General features: G+C 35.3%; 15 protein-coding genes and 2 tRNA genes. 11 read left to right on the top strand and 6 right to left on the bottom strand.

Annotated features, from left to right (window positions below):
* Positions 1–91 precede the first annotated feature (91 nt).
* Positions 92–508, top strand: coding sequence for an OsmC family protein (locus HNS38_RS12555; protein WP_172346559.1), 417 nt, complete (start codon positions 92–94; stop codon positions 506–508).
* A gap of 60 nt (positions 509–568) precedes the next feature.
* On the opposite strand, the gene HNS38_RS12550 is transcribed toward HNS38_RS12555, so the two are convergent.
* Complete coding sequence (locus tag HNS38_RS12550) at positions 569–1240, bottom strand: CoA pyrophosphatase (RefSeq protein ID WP_172282089.1); 672 nt, start codon at positions 1238–1240, stop codon at positions 569–571.
* Between the two features lie 129 nt (positions 1241–1369).
* On the opposite strand from HNS38_RS12550, the gene HNS38_RS12545 reads away from it, so the two are divergent.
* From HNS38_RS12545 to HNS38_RS12500, 10 genes are all read left to right on the top strand, one after another.
* Positions 1370–1642, top strand: coding sequence for an ATP-dependent Clp protease adaptor ClpS (locus HNS38_RS12545; protein ID WP_172282086.1), 273 nt, complete (start codon positions 1370–1372; stop codon positions 1640–1642).
* Positions 1643–1883: 241 nt separating this feature from the next.
* Positions 1884–5765: a trifunctional MMPL family transporter/lysophospholipid acyltransferase/class I SAM-dependent methyltransferase gene (locus HNS38_RS12540; RefSeq protein ID WP_172346558.1), complete on the top strand. Its 3882-nt coding sequence runs from the start codon at positions 1884–1886 to the stop codon at positions 5763–5765.
* 252 nt (positions 5766–6017) lie between these two features.
* On the top strand, positions 6018–6632 hold the full coding sequence (locus HNS38_RS12535; protein WP_172346557.1) for a TetR/AcrR family transcriptional regulator: 615 nt from the start codon (positions 6018–6020) through the stop codon (positions 6630–6632).
* Between the two features lie 2 nt (positions 6633–6634).
* Complete coding sequence (locus tag HNS38_RS12530; protein WP_172282053.1) at positions 6635–7894, top strand: TolC family protein; 1260 nt, start codon at positions 6635–6637, stop codon at positions 7892–7894.
* Positions 7895–7897: 3 nt separating this feature from the next.
* Entirely contained in the window at positions 7898–8803 is a 906-nt protein-coding gene (locus HNS38_RS12525) for an HlyD family secretion protein (protein ID WP_172282051.1), read from the top strand.
* A gap of 103 nt (positions 8804–8906) precedes the next feature.
* On the top strand, positions 8907–9836 hold the full coding sequence (locus tag HNS38_RS12520; protein WP_172282049.1) for an ABC transporter ATP-binding protein: 930 nt from the start codon (positions 8907–8909) through the stop codon (positions 9834–9836).
* A complete protein-coding gene (locus HNS38_RS12515) occupies positions 9833–10564 on the top strand; it encodes an ABC transporter ATP-binding protein (RefSeq protein WP_172282047.1) in 732 nt (243 codons plus the stop codon). The genes HNS38_RS12520 and HNS38_RS12515 overlap by 4 nt, the downstream gene beginning before the upstream one ends.
* 2 nt (positions 10565–10566) lie before the next feature.
* Complete coding sequence (locus tag HNS38_RS12510) at positions 10567–11664, top strand: ABC transporter permease (protein ID WP_172282045.1); 1098 nt, start codon at positions 10567–10569, stop codon at positions 11662–11664.
* A gap of 245 nt (positions 11665–11909) precedes the next feature.
* Positions 11910–13022 carry an ABC transporter permease gene (locus HNS38_RS12505; RefSeq protein WP_172282043.1) on the top strand — a complete coding sequence of 371 codons (1113 nt, stop codon included), beginning with the start codon at positions 11910–11912 and terminating at the stop codon, positions 13020–13022.
* Positions 13023–13241: 219 nt separating this feature from the next.
* The gene (locus tag HNS38_RS12500) at positions 13242–13472 is read left to right on the top strand and encodes a hypothetical protein (protein ID WP_172346554.1); all 231 of its coding nucleotides are present in this window, start codon (positions 13242–13244) and stop codon (positions 13470–13472) included.
* Positions 13473–13660: 188 nt separating this feature from the next.
* On the opposite strand, the gene HNS38_RS12495 is transcribed toward HNS38_RS12500, so the two are convergent.
* From HNS38_RS12495 to HNS38_RS12475, 5 genes are all read right to left on the bottom strand, one after another.
* Positions 13661–14962: a deoxyribodipyrimidine photo-lyase gene (locus HNS38_RS12495; RefSeq protein ID WP_172346556.1), complete on the bottom strand. Its 1302-nt coding sequence runs from the start codon at positions 14960–14962 to the stop codon at positions 13661–13663.
* A gap of 144 nt (positions 14963–15106) precedes the next feature.
* Positions 15107–15346 carry a putative signal transducing protein gene (locus HNS38_RS12490; protein ID WP_172284836.1) on the bottom strand — a complete coding sequence of 80 codons (240 nt, stop codon included), beginning with the start codon at positions 15344–15346 and terminating at the stop codon, positions 15107–15109.
* Positions 15347–15420: 74 nt separating this feature from the next.
* Positions 15421–16380: a biotin/lipoate A/B protein ligase family protein gene (locus tag HNS38_RS12485; RefSeq protein ID WP_172346555.1), complete on the bottom strand. Its 960-nt coding sequence runs from the start codon at positions 16378–16380 to the stop codon at positions 15421–15423.
* A 150-nt stretch (positions 16381–16530) separates the two neighbouring features.
* Positions 16531–16601 (bottom strand) — tRNA-Cys (locus tag HNS38_RS12480).
* Between the two features lie 10 nt (positions 16602–16611).
* A tRNA-Glu gene (locus HNS38_RS12475) sits at positions 16612–16683 on the bottom strand.
* Between the last annotated feature and the right edge of the window lie 86 nt (positions 16684–16769).

The raw sequence follows: 16769 nt of genomic DNA, 5'->3' as shown, positions 1-16769 counted from the left end.
GAATAAGCTGTTAAATTTGTGATGATTTATCTATATGTATTATATTTGCCACTAGAAACTAAATATAAAGTAAACATAAAAACACATTATAATGAGCGCAAAAACAACTGTAAAATGGACTAAAAGAATGTCTTTCGAAGCGGATTTAGATGGACATAAGATCATAATAGATGCCGACCCATCAGTGGGAGGAGAGAATAAAGGCCCTAAGCCAAAACCATTGATGCTAGTTGCACTAGCAGGTTGTACCGGTATGGATGTAGTTTCCATGCTAACAAAAATGAGAGTAGAATTAGAGGACTTTAGCATTGATGTGGAAGCAAATTTAACCACAGAACATCCTAAATATTTTGACGCGTTTACTATCGTTTATACCTTCAAAGGAAAAGACCTACCTATGGCAAAATTGGAAAAAGCAGTTAATCTTTCACAAGAAAGATATTGTGGTGTAAGTGATATGTATCGTAAGTTTGCTTCTATTGATCACAAGATTGTGGTAGTGGAGTAATAGAACATAAAACAAAAAATGAAGAGATAACATTAATAAATGTTGTCTCTTTTTTTGTTTTTAGGAAATAGTTAAGTCAATGTTACCTTCCTCAAAAATCATTTGAAGTTCACTAATCATCATGGCAGTGGCTCCCCAAATTTTGAGTCCATTAATCATATAACATGGGGCTTTTATGCTCATGTTTTTTTTCTCTCTATTACGAATTAGGATTTCCTCGGTGGTGAATTTTTCTTTTTTAAATAAATCCTCCAATGCCACTAGATGTAAAGACTCTACTTCGGTCTTATCAGGAAATAACTCATCCAGCTCGTTTACAAAAGCAACAAAAGGCTGAACCAAAAAGTTGGAAGGAGGAATATAGAGTTCGGAGAGGGGAGCCATATAATTGCTCTCCTCTAAAATGACTCCAGTTTCTTCGCCATATTCTCTGAGGGCTGTTTCTAGTAGGTTTTTGTCGGTTTTTTCTTTTTGACCACCAGGTAAGGATACTTGTCCGCTGTGAACACCAGGATACTCGGGTCTCTTCATGAATAATGTATGAATCTTTCCGTCCTTTGGAAATAATAGAAAAGTAACGGCGCTGCGCTTGGCATCTAAGGGCCAATCTCTATTTTCCAAACCTTCGATTCTGTCGATAGGAGCCACACGTGTATGTGCCTTGGATCCAGGAAGTGGATTTTCAAGTAGCTTCTTTAATTCTAGAGTCCAGCTATCTGCATTTCTATTCATTTGGCAAAAATAGAAAAAGAGGAAACTCATAAGATTATTATTTCGTAAAAAATTTAAAATAGTTTAGACAGAAACATCTTATGCTTATCTTTGCGCCATTATAATATGAGAAATAATAATTGTATTTTTATGAGTCAAGAACAACATCAATTTGATTATGAATCCAGTGAGTTATTAGAAGAGAATAAATCCTTAATTCTTTTTAATGACGATCATAATACCTTCGATTTTGTAATAGAAACATTAATAGATGTTTGTGAACATGATCCTTTGCAAGCTGAGCAATGTGCCTTAATCGTTCATCATAAAGGTAAATGCCAAGTGAAATCGGGTAGCTATAATGAGTTAAAGCCTTCGTTTAGAGAAATGTCAGATCGTGATTTAACTGTGGCTATTGATTAGTTTTTCTGAACAAACGTAGTGTATCTTCTTATTCATACTCTCTTTTTATCTATTAATTTGTTTCTGTGGCTTTTGACCATATTATGGTATATAAGGTCATATAAGTCTTTGTTTTTTCTTATATATTCTTAAATGTCTTTTATGGGTCCCATCCATTCTTAGATGCTACACTTTTTTTAATTTTAAAGGTTTAGAAAGTCTCCTAAGTTTTTATCTTTGCTCTTTCCACTAAAAAGGTAGAATGAATAGATTTTTCTTTGGTTTTCAAAAAGCTTTTCGCCGTCGCCCAGTATTATATGGTTTGATAACTATTTTGTTTTTTCTAGCTCTTGGTTTTGGGGCATTTCAATTGAAATTATCAGAAGATGCACGGGCTATTTTACCCAAGTCAGAAAATGCTGATCAACTGAATGATATCTTAGCGCATATTAACCTCAGCGATAGACTGTTTTTCAATATTTATTTAAGTGATACTTCAGAAATTCAACAAAACGAGCTGATTAAGTTTGCCAAGCAATTATCCGATTCATTAGCCTCCTCAGCGCGTATTAAAGAAATCAGACTGAATATTGAGAATCAGTCTATAGACCAAGTGAGTAGCTATGTATTAAGAAATTTACCTTTTCTTTTAGAGGATTCTGATTATGCTTATTTTGACACTTTGATAACGCAAGGTCGCTTTCAATCCTCATTCAAAAAAAAGTATAAGAGTTTATTGAGCCCTGCTTCCGTATTTCTTAAAAAGTTGGTTATTGAAGATCCAGCAGGTTTGAGTTTAAAAGCGCTAGAGCGTTTAAAAGGTTTTCAAATAGATCAAGAAATTAGTATTGATAAAGGATATCTGTTCACTCAGGACAAAAAGCATTTATTATTCTTTCTTACTCCAATAGCTAGTTCTTCAGAAACAGCACAGAATGCAAAAATGGTTCTAGAAATAGAAAGCTATATTCAAGAGCTTGAAGAGCAGTTTGAGGGGAGGATAATAGCTGAGTATTTTGGTGCACCTGTGGTAGCAGCTGGAAATGCAGAGCAAATTAAAAAAGACATCATTTTAACCGTGAGTATGGCTTTGGTGATGGTGGTTTTGTTGATTGCCTTTTTCTATAAAAGCAAACGACTGTATCTCATTATCTTTTTACCAGCTGCTTTAGCAGTCATTACAAGTATGGCGGTATTGTATTTACTAAAAGGGGAAATATCAGCCATTGCATTAGGTCTGGGTTCTGTATTGGTGGGGATTAGTATCGACTATGTTTTACATATTTTTACTCACTTTCAGAAAACCAATTCCATTAAGAAAGTATTGGAAGATGTAAGTGAACCCATTTTGATAAGTGCAGCTACTACAGCAACAGCATTTCTTGGATTACTAGTAGTCTCCGCTCCAGCATTGCAAGATATGGGTTGGTTTGCAGGGCTTAGTATAATTTTTTCAGCTTTGTTTTCCCTCGTTTTTATTCCTTTAATTTTGAAAGAGAAGAAGAAGGGAGAAGAGAAAAAAGAAGTGAAGCTCAACCTTGTTCAAAGACTCGTCAACTATATTTCTATTTACCCTTTTCACCAGAAGACTTTTTTGATCCTAGCCATCCTCATTTTATCTCCTGTTTTTTACTATTTCTCTAAAGAAGTTAAATTTCAGGGCGATATGAATGAAATCAATTTCATGGAGGCCATGACCAGAAATGCCGAGCGACATCTGAATGAGATCACAAAACTGAGTCAGAGGAATATATATGTGGTGGCCTTAGGAGATGATTTAGAATCCGTTCTTCAGAAAAACGAAGCTTTCGAAAATCGTTTGTCGAATATAGATAAAGACTTGGTGATGAACTTTACTTCGGTTTCATCCATATTACCTTCTAAAAAGCTGCAGAATGAGAAAATAGAAAAATGGAAAGCCTATTGGACATTTGATAAACAGAAGATTCTGCTCAGCCAATTAGAGGATATAGAAAACAACTATGGCTTTAGGGCTGGAAGTTTTGATCGATTTAAGAATTGGTTTCATTCTGATTTTGTCAGTATTTCAGAGTCAGATACCCATTTGATTAAAGAAGCATTTTTAAGTGAGTTTCTTCAGGGGACAGCCGAAATGCCTATGGCCATCACTCAAATAAAAACAAGTTCAGAGAATAAACATAAATTGCATGACGTTTTAGATCAGCAATCTCACGAAGGCATTTATATTATTGATAAAGAATATCTTACTACTCAATTCGTCAAGCAATTACAAGATGATTTTCAGTGGTTGGTCAATTTAACTTTATTACTGGTTTTCTTAATTATCTGGATGAGTTTTGGGAGAATTGAATTAGCAGTCATTACCTATTTACCTTTGGCTTTGAGTTGGATTTGGACTACTGGACTCATGGCTCTTTTAGGGTTAGAATTCAATATCGTAAATATTATTATCAGCACCTTCGTTTTTGGTTTAGGGATAGATTATTGCATTTTTATCACACGTGGTTTAATGCAGGAATATAAATATGGAGAAGAGAAATTAGACTCTTTTAAAACCAGTATTCTATTTTCGACAGTGACTAGTATGGTTGGAATTGGAGTTCTGCTTTTTGCTAAGCATCCTGCGTTACAATCCATGGCTTTTGTGACTATCATCGGTTTGTCGAGTGTATTTATATTGAGTTTCAGTTTGCAGCCTTTGCTATTCTATTGGCTGATCAATGTGAAAAAAGGACAGCGAAGATTGGTTCCGGTTACTGCATTGAATCTATTGGGCTCTATTATTGCTCTTTTGGTTTTTACCATAGGGAGTTTGTTTAATACCATTGCTGGTTTCTTTTTGATCATTCTAACAGGAGGCAAGAGTAAGCGTACAAGGTTGTGGTTTCATAAGCTATTGGTCATTACGAGTAGAATCATGATTTATATCATGTTTAATGTGAAGAAAAATGTGATGGGCTTCGATAAGAAAAAGTTTGAGGAGCCTGCAGTTATTATAAGCAACCATCAAAGCCATATCGATATCATGTTGATGCTCATGTTGCATCCTAAAATGATATTGCTGACCAATGACTGGGTACAAAGGAATTTCTTCTATGGATTCATTGTGAAAATGGCTGATTTTTATCCCATTCTCGACCATCTCCATGCCCATGTAGATTTATTGAAGAAAAAGACAGACGAAGGTTATTCTATCATGATTTTCCCAGAAGGAACTCGCTCTGCTACAGGAAAAATAGGCCGTTTTCATAAAGGAGCTTTTTACCTAGCTGAGCAATTAAATTTGGATGTATTACCTATTATTCTGCACGGGCCTGGGCATTGTATCACCAAAGGAGAACCTTTTCTGAAGAGTGGTAGAATAGATGTGAAAGTGGGAGATAGGATAGCTCTTGATGATAAGCGATTTGGAGAAGGGTATGTGCAGCGTTCTAAGAAATTCAGGTCTTGGTATCAAGATCAATTAGAGGAGATTGCAAATGAAGTAATCACACCAAATTATATGCGCAAACGTGTGGATATGAATTATATCTATAAAGGACCGGTTCTAGAATGGTATGTGAAGATTAAGATGAATTTTGAAAAGAATTACGAGTTCTTTAATGAAGTGATTCCTCAAGAGGCACATATCATCGATTTGGGTTGTGGTAACGGCATGTTGGATTATATGCTCATGATGCTTTCCAATAAGAGGAGTGTGCTGGGAGTAGATTATGATGAAGATAAAATTCAAGTGGCTCAAAATAATAGTGCGAGAAAGCAATTTTTAGATGGACAAGTGGAGTTTGAGTCAGCAGATTTAAACCATTGGAAATTCCAGAATGCTGATGTCTATGTTTTAGCCGATGTGCTTCATTATATTCCTGAAGATGAGCAAGAATATGTGATTAAGGAATCTGTTGCCCATTTAAATCAAGGAGGAATGATTATCATTCGTGATGCAGATACCAGTCTTGAGAAGAAACACAGAGGAACCAAGTTCAGTGAATGGCAATCTACCAAATTCTTTGGCTTTAATAAAACCAAAGACGATAACAAACAATTATACTTTGGTACTGCTAGCGATAGGATTTCCTTACTCGAATCACTTGGTCTACAAGTTGAACTCATCGACCATACCAAAATGAATTCTAATGTGGTGATTATTGGGCGAAAGGTCTAATGCCATTTTCTTAGCCATTCTTTCTACCATATAAAAAATACTTTGCTATTTCCTTAATTATGAGGGATTGCTTCAAATCTTAGGATAAATAGGAAATACTAATATTCATTAGGTTGGTTTTAATATGCATTAAATCAGTCGGATAGAAAAATATTCAATAAAAACTTGACTTCCTAATATCAATTTGCATATATTTGCCAACTAGTTTAACCAAATGGTTAAATCAAATGGTAAAATATAATTTGAATCAAGATGGTGAGCAAAAAAGACATCAATACAGAATGCAAAATAGTGGAGGCTGCAGAAAAAGTTTTCATAGAAAATGGAATGGCAGGAGCAAGAATGCAACAAATTGCCGATGAGGCTGGAATTAATAAAGCCTTACTTCATTATTATTATCGCAGCAAAGAGAAACTGTTTTCCATTGTATTTAGAACTGCAATTAAAGCCCTACTACCTAATCTCATTAAGTCATTTAAAACTGAAGGCGATTTTTTCGATAGGCTTCACGTTTTTGTGGAAAGTTATTTAAATATTATTGAAAAGAATCCTCATCTCCCTGGTTTTGTCATCCATGAACTCAATCATCGTCCTGAGCAATTAATACAAACCATTGCAGATTTGGATATTGATATTCAATTTATACTGGATGATATTGATGCCGAAATTGAAAAAGGGAGGATAATCAATATTTCACCAAAGCATTTAATAGTCAATGTGATTTCTTTATGTATTTTTCCTGTGGTGGCTAGACCTATGGTGACAGGAGTATTGTTTAAGGGAAATAAGGAAGAGTATAAAACTTTCCTTAAGGAAAGGAGAACAAATGTTGCTGATTTTGTCATTAATAGTATAAAAACCAAATAAATATGAAACGAATTTTAAGTCTAATTATAGCTTTCATGGTGGTTTCTAACTTGTCTGCCCAAAAACAGATAAGTTTACAAGAATGTTTTGACTTTGCGGTGATTCATCATCCTGTATATGCTCAGAAAGCTTTGAAAGCTGAAAATTCTCAAATTGAAGTCGAGAATTATAAAAAGGATTTGCTTCCTCAGATCATACTCAATGGAAGAGCGACTTATCAGAATGAGGTCATTAGTCTTCCATTCGATATTCCTAATATGGATGTTCCCGAATTGAGTAAAGACCAATATAAAATGACTTTAGACGTAAATCAAGTTATTTATAGAGGCGGAATTTATCAGAAGCAAAAGAATCTAGAAGAATTGCAACAGATTCTAGAACAATTAGAGGTGGACCAGAATCTATATCACATTAAAAATGAGGTAAAAAACCTCTTCGTTACCGTTGTTCTTTTGGATGAGCAGAATAAAATCATCGACTCCTATGAGAAAAGGCTTAAGGCAAAACAGAAGGAAATGCAAGCCTTAATAGAGGAGGGTGCTATTTTAGAAACTTCTGCTGATAGAATACTAGTCGAACTCATTAAAGCCAAGCAACAGAAGGACGAGATTGCCATTAAAAGAGCAGCTTTAATCGAGAATTTAGAAACCTTGACGGGGCAAGAGCTCAATGGTGTGATAGAGTTAAGCTTGAGTCAGCCTCAAATTGAAGATCAGCAACAAAGTCGATTGGAATTCCAATATATGCTAGAAACTCAAAATAAATTAGAGTATTCTAAAAATTTGATTGATGCTCAAAAACTACCCAAAATTTCAGCATTTGCTCAAGGTGGTTATGGTCGCCCTGGATTCAATTATCTTTCTGATAATTTCTCTGAGTTTTGGATGGTGGGATTAAATTTCCAGTGGAAGATACTCAACTGGAATAAGCATAATAATCAGAAACATATAATGGATTTAAATATTCAAGTGATTGAAAGTCAGAAGCAAGATTTTGAGAGAAATATAGAGATGGCGCTAAATCAGATGAGAGCTGAAATTGAGAAATGGGAAGTGGTTTTACAATCCGATCCAGAAGTGATTCGCTTAAGAACCAATGTGGCAGAAAATGCCAGCCATCAGATGAATCAAGGGGTGATTACTACCTCAGCATATATTGAAGAATTACAAACCTTAAGTCAGGCGGAAATCGACAGGAAGATACATGAAATACAATTGATTAATAGTAAATTAGATTATTTGAACATCCTCGGAAAATTATAAGATATGAAAAAGATAAATTACGAATTTGACAGTGCTTTTATGATGATTTTGATGCTTTCTTTGGCATTACTTTCCTCTTGCCAAAACAATAATAAGAAGTCCGATGCTTATGGCAACTTCGAACTCGATAAAACCTTTGTATCTGCTGAAAGTCAAGGGCGAATATTATGGTTAGATATTGAGGAGGGTAAAACCTTAAAAGCGGAGCAAATTATTGGACAAATCGATAGCATGAATTTGCATTGTCAAAAAGAGCAGTTAAAAGCGCAACAGACTATGATATTGGCCAATCTACCTGATATTGATGCGCAAATAAAAGTGCAAAAACAGCAAAAAGAAAATATTCTAGTCAACAAGAAAAGGCTAGACCAATTGTTCGCTAAAAAAGCAGCAACCCAAAAACAAGTAGACGATGTTCAGGGAAGTCTAGATTTGATAAATGCTCAACTATCAGCTACGGAAGTCAAAAAATCCAATGTGTTTGCACAAGTAAAAGCTATTGATAGTCAGATTGCCACTATTGAATACCAGATTTCTAAATGTATCATCACCTGCCCTGTGGATGGAAAAGTATTGACTCAATTGAGTAGGACTGGAGAAACCACCGCTCCCGGAAAACCCTTATTTACCATTGCTGCACTAAACGATATTCGCTTAAAGGTTTATGTCAGTGGTGATCAGTTACCACATTTAAAGATAGGTCAGAAAGTAGAGGTGCTCATTGATAATGATCAAACTACAAATACTAGTCTCGTTGGTGAAATAACATGGATTGCAGAGCAAGCGGAGTTTACGCCAAAAACCGTTCAAACCAAGAAAGAAAGAGTGAATCTGGTTTATGCCTTGAAGATAAAATGTAAGAACGATGGGAGCTTAAAAGCGGGGATGCCTGCGGAAGTTAATTTCTAGGTACTGGGTACTGGGTGCTGGGTGCTGGGTGCTTCGAACTTCGTGCTTATAACAATTGAAATAATTTAAATAGGCTATTTGAACACAAATAAAATCTAAACTATTGAAACCAATCATAAGCATACAACAAATCAATAAGTCCTATGAGAATATAGCGGCTTTGAAGGATATCAATTTGGAAATTGGAGAAGCTGAGTTATTTGGTTTTATCGGACCAGATGGGGCAGGGAAGAGTACATTATTTCGGATTTTGGCGAGTTTGTTATTGGCAGATTCGGGTCAGATTGAATTGGCAGGCTTAGATGTGGAGAAGGACTATAAAGAGCTCAGAACTATATTAGGATATATGCCAGGTAAATTTTCTTTGTATCAGGATTTAAGTGTGGAAGAGAACCTGAATTTCTTTGCTGGAATTTTCAATACCACCATTAAAGAGAATTATCATTTAATAAAAGATATCTACGAGCAAATTGAGCCATTTAAGAAAAGAAAAGCTGGTGATTTATCCGGAGGAATGAAACAGAAACTAGCCCTTTCTTGTGCACTCATTCATAAACCCACTGTATTATTATTAGATGAGCCCACTACTGGTGTTGATGCGGTTTCGAGGATTGAGTTTTGGGATATGTTAGACAAGCTAAAAGCCCAAGGAATCACTATTTTGGTGAGTACACCCTATATGGATGAGGCTGCTCGCTGCGATAGAATAGCATTGATACAAAAAGGGGAGATTATGCAAATTGATAAGCCGGAAAATGTGGTAGATACCTTTAGGCATCATTTGTATGGTGTGAAAGCAAAAGACATGTACGCACTCGTAAAACTCCTTAGAACTCATCCTGCTTGTCATTCCGCCTATCTTTTTGGGGAATGTATTCACTTGTCCTCCTCTAATAAAATAAATGAAAAGGAATTAATAGCATTCTTGGAGAAGCATCAGATGGAAGAGATAGAAATTTCCACTTTGAAAGCCGAGATTGAGGATAGTTTTATGGATTTAATGAGTGATAGAGAAAAAACAGAAGCATCATGAAAGACACTCAAAAACAAGTCATAGTAAAAGATTTAGTGAAGAAATTTGGCAACTTCGTGGCCAACGATCATCTTTCTTTTGAAGTAAATAGTGGTGAAATATTCGGTTTCTTAGGTGCAAATGGAGCTGGTAAAACCACTGCAATTAAAATCCTTTGTGGACTTTCGGCTCCTACTTCTGGGGAGGTCTCTGTAGCTGGATTCGATATCTATAAGCAGAGAGAGCAGATAAAGAAAAGTATTGGTTATATGAGCCAGAAATTCTCTTTATATGATGATTTGACCATTGCTGAAAACATTCGTTTTTACGGAGGAATCTATGGATTGAGCCGTAAGCAAATAAAATCGAAAACTGCTGATTATATGGATTCCTTGAGTTTGCATGAGTATGCGAGTTCACGAGTGGTGGAACTACCTTTGGGAATAAAGCAAAAGCTTTCTTTTATGGTGGCCATTTTGCACGAACCGCCTATTGTATTTTTAGATGAACCCACAGGAGGAGTAGACCCTCTAACCCGTCGTCAATTTTGGGAAATGATTTATCAGGAAGCCAAAAACGGAAAAACCATCTTTGTAACAACCCACTATATGGATGAAGCTGAATATTGCCATCGAGTTAGTATTATGGTGGATGGAAAGATAGAAGCATTAGATACTCCAGCTGGATTAAAGAAAGAATTTGGTGTGGATAGCGTGGAAAAAGTATTTGTTAAACTAGCCAGAGGATAGCCATGAAAATATTCATTATAAAAGAGTTTTTGCAGATTTTTCGTGATACCAGAACCATGGTTATTCTATTTGGTATTCCCATTGTTCAAATTTTACTTTTCGGTTTTGCCCTAAAAAATGATATCAAAAATGTACAAATCTCTATTTTAGATCAGAGTAAAGACTTGTATACTCAAGAGTTAACTAACAAACTAGTCTCCTCAGGTTATTTTATCCTCAATAGTAATTTAAAAGATGCAGATGAAATAGAAGGCGTTTTTAAAAAGGGGAAAGTAAGGGAAGTCATTGTCTTTGAGCCTCAATTTGGTGAGAACCTGATTAAAGAAGGTAGAGCCACTGTTCAAATTATTACAGATGCATCCGACCCCAATACAGCCAATATGGTGTATAGTTATACCCAAGCCATCATAAGCGATTATGTTGCAGAAATAAATACCCGAAACGAACAGCCTGTCATGATTATTCCAGAAACCGAGATGCGTTATAACCCTGAATTAGAGTCCGTCTTTTTGTTTGTTCCCGGTCTGATAACCATCGTTTTAATGTTGGTTTCTGCTATGATGACTTCTATTTCCATTACAAGAGAAAAGGAATTGGGAACCATGGAGGTATTATTGGTTTCGCCGGTCAAGCCCTGGCAAATCATCTTAGGAAAAGTCTTACCGTATGTTTTCTTATCCTTTATTAGTGCCATCCTCATTCTTTTGATGAGCTATTTTGTATTCCACATGCCTTTCAGTGGTAGTTTGACGCTATTATTATCCTCTTCATTACTATTTATCATACTGGCTTTAGCATTGGGTTTATTTATTTCTACAGTGTCGAAAACTCAACAAGTAGCCATGTTGTTGAGTATGTTTGCTCTATTGCTTCCTACGATTTTGCTGAGTGGTTTTATTTTTCCCATTAAAAATATGCCTTTGGCACTTCAATATTTTAGTCATTTAATGCCGCCGAAATGGTTTGTTATCGTCATTAAAAATATAATGATTAAGGGAAATGGGATAGAAATGATATGGAAAGAATTACTCATTCTACTTGGTATGACCATATTCTTCATAGTCCTAAGTATCAAGAAATTTAAGATCCGACTGGAGTAATATTTAGTTTCATTTCTTTGTAATTATATAGTGTAATTAAATTGATATAGAGATGTTTATAAAGATTAATTAAAGTTTTAATACAAGAATATAAATCATGGGTGTTTTTAAAATTATAAAATCAACCAATAGAACTCGAAGGCACAAAGCTAAAGCCGGTTGATTATTTAAATTCAATTAAAATAGAGCATTTGTGGCCATACAATTTTTAACCTTAGATTTAAATTAATAATGAATATTGACAGATGAAAACAATATTATACTTTATACAAAAAGAATTTCTGCAGATTTTTCGTGATAAAATGATGCTTCCCATCATCTTTGCCATTCCAGTGATTCAGCTATTGGTGCTTTCTTATACTGCGACCTACGAGATCAAGAAAATTGATTTGGGGATTGTAGATTTAGATCGTTCTGTTACTTCTGCTAATTTCATTTCTAAATTTGAGGCCAGTCCTTTTTATGTTCTGAAACTAGTAGAACCAAGCTATCAAGATTTGGATGAGATGATGCAAAAAGGAGACTTGGAACAGATTATTTATATCCCCCAGCATTTTGAGGAGGATTTATTGAATAAAAACAATACCACCGTACAAATCATCACTGATGCGATTAATGGCAGTGCTGCTAGTTTGATGAGTGCTTATAGTGCTCAGATTCTTGGAGGCTTTAATATGGAGTTTTTAATCGAAGAAATGATGATTCCGGTGGCTTATCGTCAAATCAATAATGAGGTGGCTTATTGGTATAATCCTGAACTGGATTATAAAACCTTTATGGTTCCGGGTATTTTGGTTTTATTGGTTACTATTATTGGCCTTTTTCTATCTGCCATGAATATCGTTAAAGAAAAAGAAATTGGAACCATAGAACAGCTGAATGTCACGCCAATTAAAAAGTATCAATTCATCATTGGGAAATTGATGCCCTTCTGGTTTATCGCAATGTTTGATTTAGGATTAGGCTTATTGATTGCAAAATTTGTATTTGCAGTCCCTATGCTAGGTAGTGTTCCATTGGTGATAGGAGTGGCAGGAGTCTATTTAATTCTGGTTTTGGGTATAGGGTTGCTTATCAGTACCTTATCTGATACACAACAACAATCCATGTTTATCTCTTGGTTTTTTGTTATGATATTTATTTTGCTAAGCGGATTGTTCACACCCGTTGAAAACATGCCTATTTGGGCTCAAAAACTAAATATCATTAATCCAATTGCCTACTTTATTGAGTTTATGCGTCTTGTGCTTCTCAAAGGCTCTAGCTTTATGGATGTTTGGAAAAATATTGTCTCAATTTCTGTTTATGCCGTGGTGATGATTGCTTTGGCTACGTTGCGCTATCGTAAACACAGTTAGTATTTGCAGGAAAACATCAATCTCTTCACTTTTTTGATTTGGAATCCAGTCATTTACCAAAGTAAATTCCTGAATTTCAAATCTGCAAAAAACTTCGACCTTGACGTTTTTTGCGAAATACTAGAGATTTCTTACAGTTGCTTTAGGGAAGATAAAGAAGTGAACAAGTAAAAACTAATAGTTAACAGTTTGGCTTGGCTTCAAGAATGTTAATCAATTTTGACAGCTCTAATTGGCGTTTGGTTTTGTGAAATGGAAGAAGGAAGAAGGAAGAAGGAAGAAGGAAGAAGGAAGAAGGAAGAAGGAAGAAGGAAGAATGAAGAAGGAAGAAGGGATCAAAGCCTTGAGGGACGAAAGGATTGGAGCCCTGTGATGATTAAAGGAAGTTCAGATATTCTAGAGATAGTTAAAGGATTTTGTCTCAGAAAACTAGCTTGCCTTAAACCCTAAAGAGAGATTGGTGAATTGGCGAAGGACTATTTTTCAAATATTCTATCCGCGAAAATTCATTCTTATTCGTGTAAATTCGCGTTCCATCTTAAAGCGAGCTAGAGAGCAGCATTAGTACACCTGTCTAGTTGCTTAACCAGATAGATTAGTGGCAGCTAATAATAAACCAAGAGCCAAATCCCTTCCTTTTACAGAATTAATTTATAAGCGGCCAAAGCACGTTCACGAGCAATTTTATGTTCTACCATGGGCTCAGGATAGGAGAAGTCGTCATACTCTGGAATCCATTTTCTTACATATTCTAAGTTTTTATCAAATTTTTTTAATTGTTCTGATGGATTGAAAATCCTGAAGTAGGGTGCAGCATCACAGCCTGTGCCTGCGGCCCATTGCCAGTTTCCATTATTGGAAGAGAGTTCGTAATCTAGTAGTTTCTTGGCAAAATAGCTTTCTCCCCAGCGCCAATCGATGAGGAGATGTTTGCAAAGAAAACCTGCACAAATCATTCTTACTCTGTTATGCATATAGCCGGTTTCATTGAGTTGACGCATACCCGCATCTACCATAGGATATCCCGTTTTTCCTTGGCACCATTTCTCAAATTCTCCTTCATGATTCCTCCAGTTGACCGCATCGTATTTTGCTTTAAAATTATGGCTAACGACCTTAGGAAAATGAAATAATATCTGCATGAAGAATTCTCTCCAGATGATTTCGTTGAGTAGACTAGGGGAGGTTTTTAATAACTGTTTTACCAATTTACGAATACTGATGGTTCCAAATCGGAGGTGTGGTGAAAGGTAGGTAGTGGCATCCATTGCTGGAAAGTCTCTTATATCATGATAATGATCTACATGTTTAAAGTTGATTTCCTTTACTTTTATACCTGAAGCCTCGAAGCCATAGGATTCTAGCGTAGTAATATTGCTGTTTATCTTAGCCAGATTTTCCCAATTATTCTTGTGGACTTTTAAATACTCACCTTCCTCAAGTTTTATAAACCATTTTTTTGAATATGGAGTAAAAACAGTATAAGGCTTCAGGTCTTTTTTTAGTATTTCACCCTCCTCAAAAATAACTTGATCTTTATAGCTGATGAATTCTATTCTATTGTCATTTAGGAGCTTCTCTATCGTAAGATCCCTTTTTCTGGCATATGGTTCATAATCTTTATTGTAAGATACTTGAGCAATATTGTGTTCTTTAATGATGCTTTTCCAGATTTCTATCGGCTTTCCCTGATAAACCATTAACCCACTCCCTTTTTCTTGAAGGCTCAGGTTTATATATTCGAGTGTTTGGAATATGAAATGAACTCGCGAATCGTCTTTTGGAAGCTCTGAGAGTATCTCGCTATCGAAAATGAAAATGGGGAGGACAGGTTTTCCAGAAAGGAGTGCTTTCTGTAACCCAATATTATCATTTAGTCTCAAATCTCTCCTAAACCAAAATATATGGTAGGGCAGTTCTGCTTTTTTTTTGCTGGTCATTTGTGATTTTTGAAGAATAATACAAAAAAACTAAAGAAATATTAAGATGAATCAAAAGGATAATTCCTATTGATATGCTAGCCAAAATAGTTGATTAAAACCTATTTCGCTAGATTTATATTGTTCTAGTAGAAACGGGTATGGCTATTCTTCTCTTGATTTTTCGTAATTAAAAATTAATTTTTCAGCAGCCTGATAATCCTGTAATTCCACAAAAATCTGACAGGAGTCATCAGTTCCTGGGCCACCAAAACCAGCGTGACTTGCTTCACTTAAACTGTTACGAACCAAACAAGGGATATTAGCTTGCGCCAAAGCAGCTTCTAAATATCTTGCATTTAAAGCTGTACCAACAAATACACTTACTAAATCATTTTCTTTCATAGGGCTAGTTTTAAATAATTTGTATAAATATACGAAATTATCCTATTAAATTCAATAAATAAGGTTATGGTTTTTTAAAAAAGAACCTCTAGTATTGAGTTTTTTACATGACCCAAGCCATTATCATACAAATGTTGTTTGATAATTTCCTCTTGGTGCTGCAAGCCTATCATTGAATTTATAGCTTCTTCCCAAATAGAATTAAGAGGAGAGGAACAGGTAATGGATTTTATAAAGCCTTTGGCTATAACAATTTGGAAATCGCTGTCCTTATCTTGAATTTTGTAATTTGACTTAATGGTATATTTGGGGCCATAGCCAAAATTCCATTCCCAAGTTTTGTACTTTTCGTCAGCGAGTCTTTGTATTTCAGAAATTTGGGTTTTATTTAAGTTTGTGACTTTAGCTTCTGGAAATATATTTTGAATGTGTTGAAACAACTTAGATTTGAAATCGCTTATGGTCATTGGAGTTGATAGATAATCAGAAATATTTCCGACTACTGACCGATTAGAATTGACAGCTTTATCAGTTATGTTGTTTTTATTTATTTTAATGCTTTCGTTTAAAACTTTTAGATTAGAATTGAATAGGAGCGTTCCATGGTGCAAGACCTTATTACGATAAACATGGGATGCATTCCCGGAAAACTTCCTATCATTAATTTTCAAATCACTTTTTCCAACCAATTTTGCATCCACTTCAAGACTTTGTAGTAAATCCAATATTGGTTGACTGTATTTGGCAAAATTCACTAAGGAGTCTGCTTTGCCCATATCTATAAAGCTATAATTCAAATTCCCTAAATCGTGATACACAGTGCCACCACCACTAATTCTTCTGATAATTGGGATTTGTTTTTGGTTGAGAAAAGCTATGTTTACCTCCTTCAAAGGGTTTTGATGCTTTCCCATAATAACAGAAGGAGTATTCTGCCAAAGCATAAAGCAAGGTTCCTCAAGGGTTTTTACTAAAAACTCTTCAGTAGCGATATTAAAAAACGGATCTGTTGATTCTCTTTGAATGATGAGCATTTTACAAATTTAGACTTTTGTATGAAAAGTGGGGTGTATTAGAAAAAAATAAAGATTTGGGGTTTGATTTTTTTTTTTTGGTGATCTTGTAAGGATTTTAAGGGACACAAAAAAAGCTTTACAACTATGATGTTGTAAAGCTTTATTAAGAGGTTCCAACCAGATTCGAACTGGTGTGGGCGGTTTTGCAGACCGCTGCCTAGCCGCTCGGCCATGGAACCTGACTGATAGTAGTCCGTAGGGGAATCGAACCCCTGTTACCAGGATGAAAACCTGGCGTCCTAACCCCTAGACGAACGGACCATATTTAAATGAACAAAGCGATATGAATCGCTAGTAGTCCGTAGGGGAATCGAACCCCTGTTACCAGGATGAAAACCTGGCGTCCT

Source organism: Lentimicrobium sp. L6, assembly GCF_013166655.1.
GTDB lineage: Bacteria > Bacteroidota > Bacteroidia > Bacteroidales > UBA12170 > UBA12170.
This window is presented reverse-complemented; position numbering and strand designations above follow the sequence as displayed.

Bases quoted from the DNA above. Each gene is read 5' to 3' on its own strand.
- HNS38_RS12555 (WP_172346559.1), top strand. From the start codon at position 92: ATGAGCGCAAAAACAACTGTAAAATGGACTAAAAGAATGTCTTTCGAA.
- HNS38_RS12550 (WP_172282089.1), bottom strand. From the start codon at position 1,240: ATGAATAGAAATGCAGATAGCTGGACTCTAGAATTAAAGAAGCTACTT.
- HNS38_RS12545 (WP_172282086.1), top strand. From the start codon at position 1,370: ATGAGTCAAGAACAACATCAATTTGATTATGAATCCAGTGAGTTATTA.
- HNS38_RS12540 (WP_172346558.1), top strand. From the start codon at position 1,884: ATGAATAGATTTTTCTTTGGTTTTCAAAAAGCTTTTCGCCGTCGCCCA.
- HNS38_RS12535 (WP_172346557.1), top strand. From the start codon at position 6,018: ATGGTGAGCAAAAAAGACATCAATACAGAATGCAAAATAGTGGAGGCT.
- HNS38_RS12530 (WP_172282053.1), top strand. From the start codon at position 6,635: ATGAAACGAATTTTAAGTCTAATTATAGCTTTCATGGTGGTTTCTAAC.
- HNS38_RS12525 (WP_172282051.1), top strand. From the start codon at position 7,898: ATGAAAAAGATAAATTACGAATTTGACAGTGCTTTTATGATGATTTTG.
- HNS38_RS12515 (WP_172282047.1), top strand. From the start codon at position 9,833: ATGAAAGACACTCAAAAACAAGTCATAGTAAAAGATTTAGTGAAGAAA.
- HNS38_RS12510 (WP_172282045.1), top strand. From the start codon at position 10,567: ATGAAAATATTCATTATAAAAGAGTTTTTGCAGATTTTTCGTGATACC.
- HNS38_RS12505 (WP_172282043.1), top strand. From the start codon at position 11,910: ATGAAAACAATATTATACTTTATACAAAAAGAATTTCTGCAGATTTTT.
- HNS38_RS12495 (WP_172346556.1), bottom strand. From the start codon at position 14,962: ATGACCAGCAAAAAAAAAGCAGAACTGCCCTACCATATATTTTGGTTT.
- HNS38_RS12490 (WP_172284836.1), bottom strand. From the start codon at position 15,346: ATGAAAGAAAATGATTTAGTAAGTGTATTTGTTGGTACAGCTTTAAAT.
- HNS38_RS12485 (WP_172346555.1), bottom strand. From the start codon at position 16,380: ATGCTCATCATTCAAAGAGAATCAACAGATCCGTTTTTTAATATCGCT.